A 15418-nucleotide genomic window follows, 5' to 3' on the forward strand; every position below is an offset into this window, starting at 1 on the left:
TCAGTCGGCGTCTCGCGCGGGCGCCAGCAACGCAGCGGCGGCCTGCGGGTTGGAAGGCAGGTAGAAATGGATATAGGAAGCCGTCAGCCGGCCAAGACGGAACACCGCCTCCGCCGTGTTCCGGCCGTTCGGGCAGACGCCACGGGCCAGAGGCTCGACGGCGCAGTCGAGGGTCGAGTGATGGAAGGTATGCCCGCGCAGCCGCCCTTCCGGCAGCTCGACCTCCTGCAAGGCCAGGGCGGTCAGGCGCTTCTGCAGGCGCGCCCGGCCCGGCAGCAGGCCGAGCAGTTCGCCGCGCTCGCCGTCGGCGTCTTCCAGGCAGTCGAGCAGGTAGAGCATGCCGCCGCACTCGGCCAGCAGCGGCTTGCCGGCGGCATGGTGGGCTCGGATCGCCTCGGCCATGGCGCGATTGCCCTGCAGGCGCCCCAGGTGCAGTTCGGGGTAGCCGCCCGGCAGGTACAGGCTGTCCACGGCGGGCAACGCCTGGTCCTGCAGCGGCGAGAAGAACGCCAGTTCGGCGCCGAGTTCGCGCAGCAGGTCGAGATTGGCCTGGTAGAGGAAGGCGAACGAGGCATCGCGAGCCACGCCGATGCGCACGCCTTCCAGGCTGCGTTGCAGCGGCGCCGGAGCGGGCACCTCGAAGGTCACCGGCTCCGGCAGGTCGGTCTCGGCGCTGGCCCGCAAGGCGTCGGCGGCGGCGTCCAGGCGCGCATCGAGATCGGCCAGTTCCTCGGCCTGGACCAGGCCCAGGTGGCGGCTCGGCAGTTCGAATTCGGCCGAGCGCGGCAGGCCGCCGAACCAGCGCATGCCGGGCGGCAGGCAATCGCGCAGGATGTCGCTGTGGCGCTGGCTGCCGACGCGGTTGCCGAGCACTCCGGAAAACGGCAGGTCCGGCTGGAAATGCGCCAGGCCGTAGGCTAGCGCGCCGAAGGTCTGGGCCATCGCCGCGCCGTTGATCACCCCCAGCACCGGCACGCCGAAACGCCGCGCCAGGTCTGCCGCCGAGGGGTTGCCATCGAACAGGCCCATCACCCCTTCGATGAGGATCAGGTCGGCCTCGCCGGCGGCCCGCGCCAGCAGGCGTCGCGCTTCGGCCTCGCCGACCATCCACAGGTCGAGCTGGTAGACCGGCGCGCCGGAGGCGCGGGCGAGGATCATCGGGTCGAGGAAGTCCGGCCCGCACTTGAACACCCGCACCCGCCGCCCCTGGCGCGCATGCAGGCGGGCCAGGGCGGCGGTGACGGTGGTCTTGCCCTGGCCGGAGGCCGGGGCGGCGATCAGCAGGGCCGGACAGCGTGCCTGGGTCATGGGCGAAGCGTCTCCGCGCATGGCGCCGGCATCAGAATTCCACTCCTTTCTGCGCCTTGATCCCGGCCTTGAACGCGTGCTTGACCAGGCTCATCTCGGTCACCGTGTCGGCGGCCTCGACCATCCCCGGCTGCGCGCCGCGGCCGGTCACCACCACATGCTGCATGGCCGGGCGCGCCTGGATGTCGGCGAGGACCCTGTCCAGTTCCAGGTAGCCGTGCTTGAGGGCGATGTTCAATTCGTCCAGCACCACCAGGCCCACGTCCGGGTCGGCCAGCAATTGCGCGGCGACCTTCCAGGCTGCCTCGGCCTTGGCGATGTCGCGCTGGCGGTCCTGGGTCTCCCAGGTGAAGCCCTCGCCCATCACGTGGTAGCTGACTTCCTCGGGGAAGCGCCGGAAGAAGGCTTCCTCGCCGGTGCTGGCGGCGCCCTTGATGAACTGCACAACGCCGACCTTCATGCCATGGCCCAGGGCCCGCGCGACCATGCCGAAGGCCGAGCTGCTCTTGCCCTTGCCGTTGCCGCTATGCACCAGGAGCACGCCGCGTTCGTCGCGGGCCTGGGCGATCTTCTCGTCAATCACGGCCTTCTTGCGCTCCATCCGCTCGCGGTGGCGCTGGTCCTTCTCGGGGGATTCGTTCATCGTCGATCACTCCTTGCGGCGACGCGGCCGCGCCGTCGCCTCGTTCATTCGAAATACCCGGACTCACAGGGCCTGGTAGCGCACGCTGAGGTAGACCGCCTGGCCAGGCTGGTTGTAGCCATACGCGGTTTCGTAGTCGGCACCGAACAGGTTGGCGATCCGGCCCTGCAGGCGCCATTCGTCGTTCAGCCGGTACTCGCTGCGCAGGTCGAGGGTGGCGTAGCCGCCCAGGCGCACCTTGTTGGCCGGGTCATCATAGCGTCGGCCTTCGGCGTGCACGCTGGCGCCCAGCGAAAGACGCTCGAAGCGCCGGTCCAGTTCCAGGTTGAACATCCGCCGCGCCCGGCGCGGCAGCTCGTTGCCGTCGTTGACGCCGCCGGAACGGTTTTGCGGGTCGAGGAAGGTTGCGTTGGCGTTCCAGTCCCAGCCCAGCCACTGGCTGCCGAGGACCAGTTCGACGCCACGGATGCGCGCTTCGTCGATGTTGTTCGGCTGCCCCCAGGGGCGCCCCGGCGCCGGACGCGGATCGTTGCCGATCAGGTCGTCGACGTTGGTACGGAAGGCATTCACCGCCCAGTGCCCCCAGCCATGCGTACCGCTCAGCCCGACTTCCAGGCTGCGCGAAGTCTCGGCGTCCAGGTCGGGATTGCCGTAGTCGGGGTAGTAGAGTTCGTTGAAGGTCGGCGCCTTGAACGCCGTGCCGTAGCTGACGGTGAAGCGCAGCGCGTCGCTCAGCGCGTAGCCCCAGGCGGCGCTGCCGGTATCGTGCACGCCGAACTGCTGGTTGTCGTCGCGGCGCAGGCTCAGTTGCCAATCCTGGCGACCGTACCGGCCGAGGTACTGGGCGAACCAGCCTTTGTTCAGCCGCGAGTCGACGCTGAAGGCTTCGCTGCTGCTGATCTCGTCCTTCTGCCAGTCGTAGCCGAGGGTCAGCACATGGCCTTCGGCCAGAGTCAGGTCGTTCTGCCAGGACAGGCTGTCGCGACGGGTATCGAAGCGCGAGTAGAAACGGCCATCCTGATAGGCATCAGCCTTGTCCTCGCTGCGCCCGGCCTGGAGGGTCACCAGCCAGGGATCGAACGGAGTGAAGCGGGCACGGCCGCCGACCAGGTTCTGCTCGCCGTCGGCGTTGGCATTGAAACCGGAGTTGCCGAAGACCTGGTCATAGTCGTTGTGCGACTTGGCCCTGAGCAGGGTGCCGTCGAGTTCCAGGCCATTGTCGAAGCGATAGCCGCCGCGCAGGTTGCCGGACAGGTTGCGGTAGCCGTCGCGGTCTGGCTCATAGCCCGCAGTACCGGCGCGCTTGGTATTGATCCCCGCCGTATCGAAGCTGCTCACCCCGAGGCTGTACCAGCCGTTGCCGGCGCCGCCGCTGACCCCGGCGCTACCCTCCAGGGTCTGATGGGTGCCGTAACCGGCGGAGAAGAACGGCTTGGCGCCCTGGCCGTCGCCGCGCCGGGTGAAGATCTGGATCACCCCGCCGATGGCCTCCGAGCCGTACAGGCTGGAACGCGGCCCGCGGACCACCTCGATGCGCTCGATCAGCTCCACCGGCAAATCCTGGAACGCGGTGAGGCCGGCGCTGGCCGAGCCGACCTTGATGCCGTCGATCAGCACCAGCACATGGTCGGACTCGGTGCCGCGCAGGAACAGCGTGGTGTTCTTGCCGAAACCGCCGTTGTTCGCCAGCGACACGCCGGGTACCTGGCGCAACAGCTCCGGCACGCTGCGCGCCTGGCTGCGCTCGATATCCTCGCGGTCGATGACGCTCACCGCCGCCAGGCTCTGGGAAGCGGTCTGGGCGGTACGGGTGGCGGTCACCACCTGGTCGGCAAGGCTGACCGGTTCGGCCAGGCTCAGGGAAGACGCGCCGCACAGCGCCACGGCTGCCGGGGTCAGGAAAACTCTGTTCATGCTCTACGCTGCTCCGTCGCTCTCACCCGCGCGACCTGGGTTGAGGCAGACGGAGGACGAAGCGACGGCAGGAGACGTCCGACAGCGCCCTCCGCGATGCCGTGGGTGCGTCAGGCCGGTCTCCGGGCTCGCGAGCGAAGCGCTGGACGCTTCCAGCCGCGCCTTCCCATGCCGGAGCACAGTGGTCATCGAGCGGCTGTCTGATTCGCCTACCGTTGCGGGGCAGCGCTGGCCTGGTTCCGACGGAACGCACCAGCTTCCCTGTTTCACCCCTTGCGGGGCACCTGTCGCAAGGCGCGCAGCTTAGTGGTTCGGGGCTTGCGCGGTCAATGTGGGCGGCCACCGCAGAACTAGCGCCCGGCTCCGGGGAGCGGGTCCGCGCGCAGCGCCGTCCCGGCCGGAGCATGGCTGCGGCACCACTGCCGCCAGGTGGCCTGCAACTGCACCAGCGCGGCGCCGGCCAGCTCGCCGCGTTCGCTGCCGGCCAGCGGGCTGGCGGCCAGGGCCTTGAGCAGGCGCGCGGTCGGCGGGTCGAGGGCGTGTTCACGCTCAGCCCGCGGGCCATCGCCCAGCAGCGCCAGGCGCAGGCGCCGCAGGTAGCGGTCGCGGGCCTGCGCCAGGGACGCCGGGACCTCCTCCAGGCACTGCCGCAGGTAGAGCAGCTCGTCGCCGAAGTCGAGTCCCATCAGGCCGTCCGACCAGGGCTGGCGGCGCCCCTCCGGCAAACGGTCGTAGCGCTGCGCCAGGCGGATCAGGCGATCCGCGGTGCGCCCGCCGAACCAGGCCTCGGCCTGCGCCGGCGAGCGCAGGGTGAGCCGCGCCAGGTCGCCGAGGGTGGCCTGCAGCATGCGCCGGTAATGGCGTTCGCCCGGCCGCAGGCTGACCAGGTTGAACACCAGCACGGCGAAGGCCACCCCGAGCACCGTCGACAGGGCGTTGTTGAGGAAGTGCGCGAGGTCGTAGCTCATGCTGTTGCTCGGCGCGACGTTCTTCACGAAGAAGATGCAGAACGGCGAGGCGATCCCGGCCAGGCTCGCCCGGTTCACGCACAGCGCGGCGAAGAACAGCGGTACGCCCAGGCCCAGGCAGAGCAGCGGGAAGCCGTCCACGCCGGGCAGGTAGAACAGTGCGACGAAGCCGGCCAGCGGGATCGACAGGAGGATCCCGCGAAGGAAGTTCAGGCCGGCCTGGGCCGGGTTGTCGCGGCTGGCGAAGAGACTCAGCACCACCCCGGTGATCGACACCGCGCCCAACCCGCTCGGCCAGGCGCTGGCCAGCCAGAACGCGGCCACGCAGAGGAACGCCAGGGCGCTGCGCAGGCCGAACAGCACGCCGCGCTCGATGTCCCGGTGCCAGGCGATGGCGGCCGGCGCCTGGCGGGTGGGCGCGCCATAGACCAGCGCCTCGACGCTGCGCCCGGCCGCCCTCGCCTCGCCGAGCAGGCGTTCGAGGCAGACCAGGCACAGGTGCAACTGTCCATGCGCCGCGTCCAGCGCCAGGCGCAAGCGCTGCCGGCAGGCCTCGAACTCGGCCTGGCGGCCCTCGCGCAACAGTGCCTCGAGTTCTTCCAGCCAGGGCTGCAAGGCGTGCGCGCTGGCCGGATCGAGCAGCCTCCGCTCGCGAGCCACCTTGCGCGCCGCGCGCAGCAGGCCGAGCAGGTCGAGGCCTAGCACGCGCAAGGCCTGGGAACGGGCGCGGCCGAGCGCGCCCTCGAACCAGGCGTGGTCGCGCTGGGCGTCCGCCGCGGCGATCCGCCCCAGCGCCGCGAGCAGCTCGCCGCGTTCGTCGGCGCCGCGCAGCTCCGCCGCGGCCGCCTGCAAGCCGGCCTCCCAGGCCGCCTTGCCCTGGTTCGCCAACTGGCGTTCCAGGCGCCGCGGCCAGAGCAGCACATTCACCAGCGCCGCGCAGAGGATGCCCAGGCCGATCTCCGAGCAGCGGGCCACCGCCTGGTCGAACACCGTCGCCGGATCGGCGCTGGCCGGCAGGGCGACGATGGCCGCGGTGTAGCCGGCCAGGACGAAACCGTAGGACGCATGATTGTGCAGCAGCGACGCGCCGGCGGTGCAGAACGCCAGCCAGAGGGCCATCAGCAGGAGGAAGGGCAGCGATGCCTGGCCATAGAGTGCGACCATGCCGATGGACACCAGCGCACCGGCGCAGGTGCCGATCAGGCGGAACATGCCCTTGGCCAGGACCATGCCGCTATAGGGCTGGCTGACCACGAACACCGTCATCAATGCCCATTGCGGCTGCTCCAGCTCCAGGCCGAAGGCCAGGTACAGGGCCAACCCGCCGGCCAGCAGGGCCTTCACGGCGAACTGCAGTTCGTGCAGACGCGGGCACAGCAACACCTGCACCAGGTCGGAGGAAAAGAAGGAAGGCTTGGCCATCGCGGACGCCCCGAAATACATGAGCGAGCGAATTATTAGCAAGCTAATTTTCTATTGTCCAGCCTCTCCGCGAACTTTCCGGAAGAGCGTTTCGCCCTGCGAAACATGCGCCACGGAGGCCCACTGGAGCCGACCAACACGCCTGCGCAGAAGGCGCCAACTGGCAGCGGCACGCGCCAAGCGTTCGTATACAATATCCCGCACGTTCCCAACGCCATGCAGGTTGTCCCGCTTGCCTCTCTCCATGCTCAACGCCCCTAACCTGGGCATCGCCCCTTCGGCCTCCGAGATCATCGCCAAGCACCTGCGCGAAGCGATCATCGCCGGGCATTTCGCCGAGGACGAACCGATCCGCCAGGACGACATCGCGCAACTCTTCAATGTCAGCAAGATTCCCGTCCGCGAGGCCCTCAAGCGCCTGGAGGCGGAAGGCCTGGTGCTGTTCCAGCGCAACAAGGGCGCGGTGGTGACGCGTATTTCCGAACCGGAACTGGCGCAGATGTTCGAAGTGCGGGTGCTGCTCGAGGCGCAGGCGATCCGCCTGGCTGTGCCGAACATGGACGAGGCCACCTTCGCCCGCGCCGAGGCGATCTGCGCCGACTTCGTCGGCGAAGACAACGTCGGCCGCTGGGCCGAACTCAACTGGCAACTGCACGCCTGCCTCTACGAACCGGCGCAGCGGCCGTTCCTGGTCAACCTGATCCGCTCCATCCACGACAAGCTGGAACGCTACCTGCGCATGCAGATGAGCCTGTCCGAAGGCAAGCAGCGCGCCGACCAGGAACACCGCGAGATCGTCGCCGCCTGTCGCGCCGGCGATGCCGAACGGGCCGCGGCACTGATCGAGGCACATATCGTCGGGGTCTGCCGGACCCTCTACGAACACCTGCCGAACCGCCCGGCCAGCACCTGAGCCGGGCCATCCAGGCTATGCCGCTTTCGTCACTCGCCTGAGCGAAAACCCTCAAGCGCCCCGTCCCGCCGAAACGCCACCCTGTGGCGCATACCCCGGCACAGGCGAGGGCCACCATGCAACGCATCCGCATCATCGATTCGCATACCGGCGGCGAGCCCACCCGCCTGGTCATCGACGGCTTTCCCGATCTCGGCCAGGGCGACATGGCCGAGCGCCGGCGCCTGCTCGGCGAGCGCCACGACGCCTGGCGCGCCGCCTGCATCCTCGAACCGCGCGGCAGCGACGTACTGGTCGGCGCCCTGCTCTGCGCACCGGTCGATCCCGAAGCCTGTGCCGGAGTGATCTTCTTCAACAACAGTGGCTACCTCGGCATGTGCGGCCACGGCACCATCGGCCTGGTCGCCTCGCTGGCACACCTCGGGCGGATCGGTCCCGGCGTGCACCGCATCGAGACGCCGGTCGGCGAGGTCGAGGCGACCCTCCACGAGGACGGCTCGGTCAGCGTGCGCAACGTGCCGGCCTACCGCTACCGTCGCCAGGTCAGCGTCGAAGTGCCCGGCATCGGCCGGGTCAGCGGCGACATCGCCTGGGGCGGCAACTGGTTCTTCCTGGTCGCCGGACACGGCCAGCGCCTCGCCGGCGACAACCTCGACGCCCTCACCGCCTACACCGTCGCCGTCCAGCAGGCGCTGGACGACCAGGACATCCGCGGCGAGGACGGCGGCGCCATCGATCACATCGAACTGTTCGCCGACGACCCCCACGCCGACAGCCGCAACTTCGTGCTCTGCCCCGGCAAGGCCTACGACCGCTCGCCCTGCGGCACCGGCACCAGCGCCAAGCTGGCCTGCCTGGCCGCCGACGGCAAGCTGCTGCCCGGCCAGCCCTGGCGCCAGGCGAGCGTGATCGGCAGCCAGTTCGAGGGGCGTTACGAGTGGCTCGACGGCCAGCCCGGCGGGCGCATCGTGCCGACCATCCGCGGCCGCGCCCACGTCAGCGCGGAAGCCACCCTGCTGCTGGCGGACGACGATCCGTTCGCCTGGGGCATCCGCCGGTGAACGCCGAGGTCATCGTGGTCGGCGCCGGCATCGTCGGCAGCGCCTGCGCCCATGAACTGGCGCGTCGCGGCCTCGACGTACTGGTGCTGGACAGCCGCCGCGGCGGTGCCACCGCGGTGGGCATGGGCCATCTGGTGGCGATGGACGACAACCCGGCCGAACTGGCCCTCAGCGACTACTCGATCCAGGCCTGGCGCGCCTGGGCGGCGGATCTGCCGGAAGACTGCGCGTACCGCAATTGCGGCACCCTCTGGCTGGCCGCCGACGCCAGCGAACTCGCCGAGGCCGAACGCAAGCGCCAGGCGCTGCAAGCCGCCGGCGTTGCCTGCCGGATGCTTGGCGCCGCGCGCCTGTACGCCCTCGAACCGGCCCTGCGGCCGGGCCTGGCCGGCGCCCTGGAGGTGTCCGGCGACGGCATCCTCTACGCGCCCAACGCCGCGCGCTGGCTGCTCGACCAGGCCGGGCCGCGCCTGCGCCGGCTGTACGCCGAAGTCAGCGAAGTGGACGGCAGCCGCCTGCGCCTGGCCGACGGCCGCTGGCTGAGCGCCGAGGCGCTGGTGCTGGCCAACGGCATCCATGCCGGCGAGCTGTGCGCGGAGCTGCCGATCCGCCCGAAGAAAGGCCACCTGCTGATCACCGACCGCTATCCCGGCACCCTCCGCCATCAACTGGTGGAACTCGGCTATGTCAGCAGCGCCCACGCCAGCAGCGGTACCTCGGTAGCCTTCAACGCCCAGCCGCGCCCCACCGGGCAGGTCTTCCTCGGCTCCTCGCGGCAGTTCGACACGCTCGACCCGCAGGTGGAAGGCCCGGTGCTGGCGCGCATGCTGCGGCGTGCCCTGGACTACCTGCCGGGCTCGCCGGCCTCAATGCGATCCGCGCCTGGACCGGCTTCCGCGCCGCCACTCCGGACGGCCTGCCGCTGCTTGGCGAGCACCCGGCGCAGCCGGGCCTGTGGCTGGCGGTCGGCCACGAGGGCCTGGGCGTGACCACCGCGCCGGGCAGCGCGCGCCTGCTCGCCGCCCAGTTGCTCGGCGAAACGCCGCCGCTGGATGCCACGCCTTATCTGCCGCAACGCTTCCTCTCCAGCTCCGGGAGTGCCCGGCCATGATCGAACTGTTCATCGACCGGCGTCCGCTGCGGGTCGCCGTCGGCACCAGCGTGGCGGCCGCCCTCGCCCTCGGCGGCGACGGCTGCTCCCGCAGCGCGGTCGGCGGCGGGCGGCGCGCGCCGTTCTGCGGCATGGGCGCGTGCCAGGAATGCCGGGTATTGATCGACGGTCGGCGACGCCTGGCCTGCCAGACCGTCTGCCAATCCGGCATGCGCGTGGAGACCCAGGCATGAGCGCCGACTACGACCTGCTGATCGTCGGTGCCGGCCCCGCCGGCCTGGCCGCAGCGCTGGCCGCCGCGCCGAGCGGCGCGCGCATCGCCCTGGTCGACGACAACCCGGCCGCCGGCGGACAGATCTGGCGCGACGGCCCGCGTGCCAGCCTGCCGCCGCGTGCCCATCAGATGCGTCAACGCCTGGCCGGGCAGGCCAATGTCGAGCACTTCCCGGCGACCCGGGTGGTCGCCTGCGGTCCCGGCAGGCGCCTGTTGCTGGAAGACCCGCAACGTGGCTGGCAGGTCGGCTACCGACGCCTGGTCCTCTGCACCGGCGCCCGCGAACTGCTGCTGCCTTTTCCCGGCTGGACCCTCCCCGGCGTCACCGGCGCCGGCGGCCTGCAGGCGTTGGCCAAGGGCGGCCTGCCACTGGCCGGCCAGCGCCTGGTGGTGGCTGGCTCCGGCCCGCTGCTGCTGGCCAGCGCCGCCAGCGCCAGCCAGTGCGGGGCGCGCCTGCTGCGCGTCGCCGAACAGGCGCCGGCGAGAACCCTGGCCGCCTTCGCCGTACGCCTCCCGCGCTGGCCCGGCAAGCTGTGGCAGGCCGCCGGCCTGTTCGCCCGTAGCTACCGCGCCGACAGCTACGTGCTCGCCGCCCTCGGCGAGGAGCGCCTGGAAGCCGTGCGCCTGCGCGAAGGCGGTCGGGTCCGCGAGATCGCCTGCGAACGCCTGGCCTGCGGCTTCGGCCTGGTGCCCAACGTGCAACTCGGCCAGGCCCTCGGCTATCGCCTCGACGGCCCGGCGCTCGCCGTCGACGAATGGCAGGCCGGCAGCCTGCCCGACCACTACGCCGCCGGCGAATGCACCGGCTTCGGCGGCAGCGAACTGGCCCTGGTGGAAGGCACCATCGCCGGCCATGCCGCCGTCGACGAGCGCGACGCGGCTCGCCGCCTGTGGCCACGACGGCGACGCTGGCAGGGCTTCGCCGACACCCTGGCGCGACACTTCGCCCTGCGTGCCGAACTGCGTCAACTGGCGGAGGCGGATACCCTGGTCTGCCGTTGCGAAGACGTCCCCTTGGCCGCGCTGGCCGGGCATGCCGGCTGGACCGAGGCCAAGCTGCACAGCCGTTGCGGCATGGGCGCCTGCCAGGGGCGGATATGCGGCAGCGCCGCGCAATTCCTGTTCGGCTGGACGCCTCCGGCGCCGCGTCCGCCGTTCAGCCCGGCGCGCCTGGAGACCCTGGCCCGCTGGCAGGGCGACGCCGGCTAGCGACGCTCGGCGCGATACAGCCAGCCGAGGCCGGCCAGCGACAGCAGCAGGCCACCCAGCAGCATGGGTGTCAGCGGCTCGGCGAACATCCAGTGCGCCCATAGCAGGGTCAGCGCCGGGCTCAGGTACAGCGCCGCGCTGCCACCCTGTGCGGAAAGATGGCGCAGGCCCAGCCAGTACAGGCCGTAGCCGCCGAAGGTGGGCAGCAGCACCAGCCAGGCGAGCCCGAACAGGAATCCGCCGGACAGCGGCGGCCGCAGGCTACCCTCCGCCAGCGCCAGGCCGGCGAACGCCGGCAGCGCGGCGCCGATCTGCACGAACAGCACCACGGCCAGCGATCCCGGCGCATCGTCCCAGCGCTTCTGCAACAGGGTGGCCAGGGCCAGCGCCAGCATGCCCAGCAGCGGCAGGCCGTAGGCCCAGCCCGGCGCCCGCCCCAGCGCCAGCGCCGCATGCCCGGCCCAGAGCACCCCGGCGACGCCCAGGGCGATCCCCGGCCACTGCCCCGGCCGCGTTCGCTGCCCCGGCAGGACCAGCGCCAGCAAGGCCACCAGCAGCGGCAACAGGTCGGCCATCAGCGCCGCCACGCCCGGCGAGACGCCGAGTTCGATGGCCTTGGCGATCGGCGCGATGTAGCCCGCGTAGGCCAACGCCCCGATCAGCGCCTGGCGCCGCCACTGGCGCGCCGACAACCGGCGCAGCCCGGCCCAGGCGAAGGGCAGCAGCAGCGCCAGGCAAACGGCGAAGCGCCAGAAGCTGGTGAGGAACACCGGCGCCTGTTCCATGGCATAGCGGTAGCCGACGAAGCCGGAACTCCAGGCCAGTACCATGCCCAGTTGCACGGCCAGCAGGCGGGTCGCCCCGGGCATCGCTCGCGGGGTGCAGGTGGTCGCGCGCATCGCTCGCCTCCGTCGGTCAGGTTCGAGTCGAGGCTAGGCGGCCTCCGCCGCTACTATCAAACGAAACTATCTGCACCAGTCATGCAGGAAATCGGAACCATGAGCGCCAACCTGGATATCGAGCTGCTGCGTACCTTCCATGCCATCCTGCGCTTCGGCCGTTTCCTCGCCGCGGCCAGCCACCTCAACCGCAGCCCCTCGGCGGTGAGCACCCACGTCCGGCGCCTGGAGGAACTGGCCGGCGGCCGGCTGTTCGAGCGCGACAACCAGTCGGTGCGGCTGACCCCGCTGGGGCAGCGGTTCCAGCGCCAGACCGCCGAGCTGCTGGAGACCCACGACCGCGTGCTCGCCGGGTTGCGCAGACGGGAAGAGCCGCTGCGGGTGCGCTTCGGCATTTCCGAGGAATACGCCGGCAAGCTGCTCGGCCGCCTCCTGCCACGCCTCGGCGCGGAACTGCCGGCGCTGGAGCTGGAGGTGCTCACCGACGCCAGCGGCAGGCTGGCCGGACGCCTGCGGCGCGGCCAGCTGGACCTCGCCCTGCTGGTGCAAGCGCAAGACGAAACCCCGTACGACGGGCACTCCCGCGAGATCGGCGGCACCCAGCCGGTGTGGGTCGCCGGCCACGGCCTGCGGATCGATCCGCAACGCCCGCTGCCGCTGGCCCTGCACGGCCAGGGTTGTCCCTATCGGCAGGCGCTGCTGGAAGCCCTCGGCGCGACGGGCCGGCGCTGGCGCACGGTGGTCAGCAGTCCCGGCGCGGCGGCGCTGGAAGCGGCCATCGAAGGCGGCCTGGCGATCGGCGTGATCGACCGTGCGCGGGTCGGCCCGACGATGCGCGTGCTGGGGCCGGCGGAGGGCTTCGCCGAACTGCCCGCCCACCGCATTCGCCTGGCCTTCGCCCCGGGAGAGCGGCCGCCGGCGCTGGAGCGCCTCGGCGAACTGATCGCCGAGGAGTTCCGGCTCTGAGCCGCTACAGCGCCGGGCGCTAGACCCGCAGGCGGTGGCCGTCTGTCAGTTTCCGGCAGCAGTCGCTCACTGCGCGGCGATGCTTTCCCGTTCACGCCACTCGCGCAGCAACGCCTGGCGCCGGCGCCGCCCTCGATGTGCGCGCCCTGCTGTCGCAGGATGGCGATATCGCGGTAGAGGGTGCGCAGGCTGATCCCCAGTTCGCCGGCGAGCACATGCCCGGCCACCGGGTAACGGTGCCGGCGCAGAATCTGCAGCAGGTCGAGCAGGCGCTGGCTACGGGACAGGGCGCCGACTCACAGTTGCTCCAGGCAGTCGCGGGCGTGGTCGTCGAGGGGGACGAAGACCAGCAGGCGATCGCCGTTCTTCGGCGCCGACCACCAGTTGGTCTGCTGCAGTTCGAATTCGCCGCAGCGCGCATGACGGAAGCGCTTGAGCTGGTTTTCGATACCCATCACCTCGTTGCGCCGCCAGATCTCGCGGAACTCCGCCGAAGCCTCCAGGCAGCGCTGCAACTGCCGCTCCCACAGCGGATCGCCCATGCGCTCGACCATTGCCGCGCGGAAGAAGCCGACCATCCGCGGCAACGCCTCCTCGCGGTTGGCCATGCAGTAGCGCCAGCGCTCGTGGGTCAGCGCCAGGTAGATGCAGTTGCGGTCTTCCTCGGGGATCTCCGCCAGGTCGATGCCCACCAGCCGGCAATAGGCGCGGTTGTAGCCGCGGATGTCGAAACGGGCGTTCTGCACCATGGCCGGCAACGGGTCGAGGGCATCGAGGATGGCCTGGGTGGCGGCCGAGGGCTTCTCGCAGACCGCCCGCCGCGCCGAGGTCGGCGCGGCCAGCCCGGCGAGGTTGAACAGGTGGTGGGTTTCCGTCTCGTTGCACAGCAGGGCCCGAGCGATGGCTCCGATCACCTGCTCCGAAGCGCGTACCGCGCGGCCCTGCTCCAGCCAGGTGTACCAGGTCACGCCGACCCCGGCGAGCTGCGCCACCTCCTCGCGACGCAGGCCCGGCGTGCGTCGGCGGCCGAGGCGGGAAATGCCGACCCGCTGCGGCTCGATGCTTTCCCGCCGGCGGCGCAGGAAGGCCCCCAGCTGTTCGGCGCGGGACGGCTGCGCGGGGCTTTCCGCAGCGTGGCTGGCAGGGGCGTCGAGGGGCATGGCGAAGTCCTCCGAAGGGCAGACGGGTAGCGCCAATACCAGGATAAGCAAGAACTGGTACCGGGTTAGCCAGAAGCGCATGCTGCCAGCCCACTCCCTTCCGCACAAGGACTCCGCCCATGCCCAGCACCGTCTCGTCGTCGCGGCTCGGCCTCGCCGGGCTCTGCATCCTGCTGGCGGGGCAACTGTTGCCGATGATCGATTTCTCCATCGTCAACGTCGCCCTCGACGCCCTCGCCCATTCCCTCGGCGCCAGCGAAACCGAACTGGAACTGATCGTCGCCGTCTACGGCGTGGCCTTCGCCGTGTGCCTGGCGATGGGCGGCCGGCTTGGCGACAACTACGGCCGTCGCCGCCTGTTCGATCTCGGCGTCGCCCTGTTCGCCGTCGCCTCGTTGCTTTGCGGGCTGGCCGGTTCGGTCTGGCTGCTGTTGGTGGCGCGCGCCCTGCAGGGCGTCGGCGCGGCGCTGGTCGTGCCGCAGATTCTCGCCACCCTGCATGTCAGCCTCAGCGGCCACGCGCATTCCCGCGCGCTGGCCGCCTACGGCGCCATCGGCGGCCTGGCCTTCGTCGTCGGCCAGGTGCTCGGCGGCTTCCTGGTCTCCGCCGACATCGGCGGCCTCGGCTGGCGCAGCGTGTTCCTGATCAACCTGCCGATCTGCCTCGGCATTCTCCTTTGCAGCCGCCGCTGGGTACCGGAGACCCGCGCCGAGCATGCCGCCCGCGTCGACGCGCCGGGCACCCTGCTGCTCGCCGCGCTGATCCTCTGCCTGCTGCTGCCGCTGGCTCTCGGCCCATCGCTGCACTGGTCCTGGCCCTGCGCCCTGCTGCTGGCGGCGGCGGTGCCGCTGCTGGCCTGGCTGTGGCGCACCGAGCTGCGCCAGGAACGCCGCCAGGCCTGGCCGTTGCTGCCGCCGTCGCTGCTGCGCCTGCCGAGCATCCGCTTCGGCCTGTTGCTGGCGATCCTGTTCTTCGCCTGCTGGAGCGGCTTCATGTTCGCCCTTGCCCTGGCCCTGCAGGCCGGCGCCGGTCTCTCGCCGGTGCAGGCCGGCAATGCCTTCATCGCCCTCGGCGCCTCCTACTTCGTCTCGGCGCTGCTCACCGCCCGGGTGGCGGCGCGGATCGGCCCGGTACGCCTGCTGCTGCTCGGCTGCGTCATCCAGATGTGCGGCCTGCTCGGCCTGATGCTGACCCTGCAACGGGTCTGGCCGCAGCCGGGCATCCTCAACCTGGCGCCGGCGACCCTGGTGATCGGCTTCGGCCAGGCGTTCATCGTCAGCAGCTTCTTCCGCATCGGCCTCTCGGAGGTGCCGACCGCCCAGGCCGGCGCCGGCAGCGCCATGCTCGCCACCGTCCAGCAGGCCTCCCTCGGCCTCGGCTCGGCGCTGCTCGGCGCGGTGTTCGCGCACAGGCTGGAGCGCCATGGCGACTACCTGGAAGCGACGCAGACGACCCTGGCCGTCGAGTTCGTCCTGATGACGCTGCTGCTCGGCGCCACCTGCCTCTTCTACCTGCGCCGCGTGCGCACGGTGCCATTGCGCTGCGACTCGCCGGGCAACTGAGGCGCGCG

12 protein-coding genes, 1 pseudogene and 1 riboswitch are annotated in these 15418 nt (G+C 71.1%); of the genes and pseudogenes, 7 read left to right on the forward strand and 6 right to left on the reverse strand.

What is annotated here, in order from left to right:
• The 4 genes from AT700_RS18865 to AT700_RS18880 all read right to left on the reverse strand — a co-directional run bounded on the left by AT700_RS18865 (position 1) and on the right by AT700_RS18880 (position 6255).
• Complete coding sequence (locus AT700_RS18865) at positions 1 to 1308, reverse strand: cobyrinate a,c-diamide synthase (protein ID WP_003082590.1); 1308 nt, start codon at positions 1306 to 1308, stop codon at positions 1 to 3.
• A gap of 31 nt (positions 1309 to 1339) precedes the next feature.
• Positions 1340 to 1951, reverse strand: coding sequence for a cob(I)yrinic acid a,c-diamide adenosyltransferase (gene cobO, locus AT700_RS18870; protein ID WP_003120513.1), 612 nt, complete (start codon positions 1949 to 1951; stop codon positions 1340 to 1342).
• Positions 1952 to 2014: 63 nt separating this feature from the next.
• Positions 2015 to 3865: a TonB-dependent vitamin B12 receptor gene (gene btuB / locus AT700_RS18875; protein ID WP_003111869.1), complete on the reverse strand. Its 1851-nt coding sequence runs from the start codon at positions 3863 to 3865 to the stop codon at positions 2015 to 2017.
• A 95-nt stretch (positions 3866 to 3960) separates the two neighbouring features.
• Positions 3961 to 4168, reverse strand: a riboswitch (cobalamin riboswitch).
• 47 nt (positions 4169 to 4215) lie between these two features.
• Entirely contained in the window at positions 4216 to 6255 is a 2040-nt protein-coding gene (locus AT700_RS18880; protein ID WP_025985522.1) for an FUSC family protein, read from the reverse strand.
• 244 nt (positions 6256 to 6499) lie between these two features.
• Between AT700_RS18880 and AT700_RS18885 the strand changes: the two genes are divergently transcribed.
• The 5 genes and pseudogenes from AT700_RS18885 to AT700_RS18905 all read left to right on the forward strand — a co-directional run bounded on the left by AT700_RS18885 (position 6500) and on the right by AT700_RS18905 (position 10823).
• Positions 6500 to 7168 (forward strand): GntR family transcriptional regulator, encoded by a 669-nt coding sequence (locus AT700_RS18885; protein ID WP_019371997.1) that lies wholly within the window; start codon positions 6500 to 6502, stop codon positions 7166 to 7168.
• A 116-nt stretch (positions 7169 to 7284) separates the two neighbouring features.
• The gene (locus tag AT700_RS18890) at positions 7285 to 8229 is read left to right on the forward strand and encodes a 4-hydroxyproline epimerase (RefSeq protein WP_048521209.1); all 945 of its coding nucleotides are present in this window, start codon (positions 7285 to 7287) and stop codon (positions 8227 to 8229) included.
• Positions 8226 to 9340, forward strand: a pseudogene (gene lhpB / locus AT700_RS18895) (D-hydroxyproline dehydrogenase subunit beta LhpB). The gene AT700_RS18890 and the pseudogene lhpB overlap by 4 nt, the downstream one beginning before the upstream one ends.
• Entirely contained in the window at positions 9337 to 9573 is a 237-nt protein-coding gene (locus AT700_RS18900) for a (2Fe-2S)-binding protein (RefSeq protein WP_003114956.1), read from the forward strand. The pseudogene lhpB and the gene AT700_RS18900 overlap by 4 nt, the downstream one beginning before the upstream one ends.
• Complete coding sequence (locus AT700_RS18905; protein WP_023119674.1) at positions 9570 to 10823, forward strand: NAD(P)/FAD-dependent oxidoreductase; 1254 nt, start codon at positions 9570 to 9572, stop codon at positions 10821 to 10823. Before AT700_RS18900 ends, AT700_RS18905 begins: the two co-directional genes overlap by 4 nt.
• Here the strand turns inward: AT700_RS18905 and AT700_RS18910 are convergent.
• A complete protein-coding gene (locus AT700_RS18910; protein ID WP_003114958.1) occupies positions 10820 to 11722 on the reverse strand; it encodes a DMT family transporter in 903 nt (300 codons plus the stop codon). The two genes, AT700_RS18905 and AT700_RS18910, sit on opposite strands and share 4 nt — an antisense overlap.
• A gap of 99 nt (positions 11723 to 11821) precedes the next feature.
• On the opposite strand from AT700_RS18910, the gene AT700_RS18915 reads away from it, so the two are divergent.
• Positions 11822 to 12688 (forward strand): LysR family transcriptional regulator, encoded by an 867-nt coding sequence (locus AT700_RS18915; RefSeq protein WP_003082572.1) that lies wholly within the window; start codon positions 11822 to 11824, stop codon positions 12686 to 12688.
• A 296-nt stretch (positions 12689 to 12984) separates the two neighbouring features.
• Here the strand turns inward: AT700_RS18915 and AT700_RS18920 are convergent, their stop codons facing one another.
• A complete protein-coding gene (locus tag AT700_RS18920; protein ID WP_003082569.1) occupies positions 12985 to 13929 on the reverse strand; it encodes a helix-turn-helix transcriptional regulator in 945 nt (314 codons plus the stop codon).
• 38 nt (positions 13930 to 13967) lie between these two features.
• Between AT700_RS18920 and AT700_RS18925 the strand changes: the two genes are divergently transcribed.
• Positions 13968 to 15410: an MFS transporter gene (locus AT700_RS18925; protein ID WP_003082566.1), complete on the forward strand. Its 1443-nt coding sequence runs from the start codon at positions 13968 to 13970 to the stop codon at positions 15408 to 15410.
• The last annotated feature ends 8 nt before the right edge of the window (positions 15411 to 15418 follow it).

The sequence above is a fragment of the Pseudomonas aeruginosa genome, assembly GCF_001457615.1.
Taxonomy (GTDB): Bacteria; Pseudomonadota; Gammaproteobacteria; order Pseudomonadales; family Pseudomonadaceae; genus Pseudomonas; species Pseudomonas aeruginosa.

What these genes read in the sequence shown, in the direction of transcription:
- AT700_RS18865 (WP_003082590.1), bottom strand. Translation starts at nt 1,308, where the DNA reads ATGACCCAGGCACGCTGTCCGGCCCTGCTGATCGCCGCCCCGGCCTCC.
- cobO (WP_003120513.1), bottom strand. Translation starts at nt 1,951, where the DNA reads ATGAACGAATCCCCCGAGAAGGACCAGCGCCACCGCGAGCGGATGGAG.
- btuB (WP_003111869.1), bottom strand. Translation starts at nt 3,865, where the DNA reads ATGAACAGAGTTTTCCTGACCCCGGCAGCCGTGGCGCTGTGCGGCGCG.
- AT700_RS18880 (WP_025985522.1), bottom strand. Translation starts at nt 6,255, where the DNA reads ATGGCCAAGCCTTCCTTCTTTTCCTCCGACCTGGTGCAGGTGTTGCTG.
- AT700_RS18885 (WP_019371997.1), top strand. Translation starts at nt 6,500, where the DNA reads ATGCTCAACGCCCCTAACCTGGGCATCGCCCCTTCGGCCTCCGAGATC.
- AT700_RS18890 (WP_048521209.1), top strand. Translation starts at nt 7,285, where the DNA reads ATGCAACGCATCCGCATCATCGATTCGCATACCGGCGGCGAGCCCACC.
- AT700_RS18900 (WP_003114956.1), top strand. Translation starts at nt 9,337, where the DNA reads ATGATCGAACTGTTCATCGACCGGCGTCCGCTGCGGGTCGCCGTCGGC.
- AT700_RS18905 (WP_023119674.1), top strand. Translation starts at nt 9,570, where the DNA reads ATGAGCGCCGACTACGACCTGCTGATCGTCGGTGCCGGCCCCGCCGGC.
- AT700_RS18910 (WP_003114958.1), bottom strand. Translation starts at nt 11,722, where the DNA reads ATGCGCGCGACCACCTGCACCCCGCGAGCGATGCCCGGGGCGACCCGC.
- AT700_RS18915 (WP_003082572.1), top strand. Translation starts at nt 11,822, where the DNA reads ATGAGCGCCAACCTGGATATCGAGCTGCTGCGTACCTTCCATGCCATC.
- AT700_RS18920 (WP_003082569.1), bottom strand. Translation starts at nt 13,929, where the DNA reads ATGCGCTTCTGGCTAACCCGGTACCAGTTCTTGCTTATCCTGGTATTG.
- AT700_RS18925 (WP_003082566.1), top strand. Translation starts at nt 13,968, where the DNA reads ATGCCCAGCACCGTCTCGTCGTCGCGGCTCGGCCTCGCCGGGCTCTGC.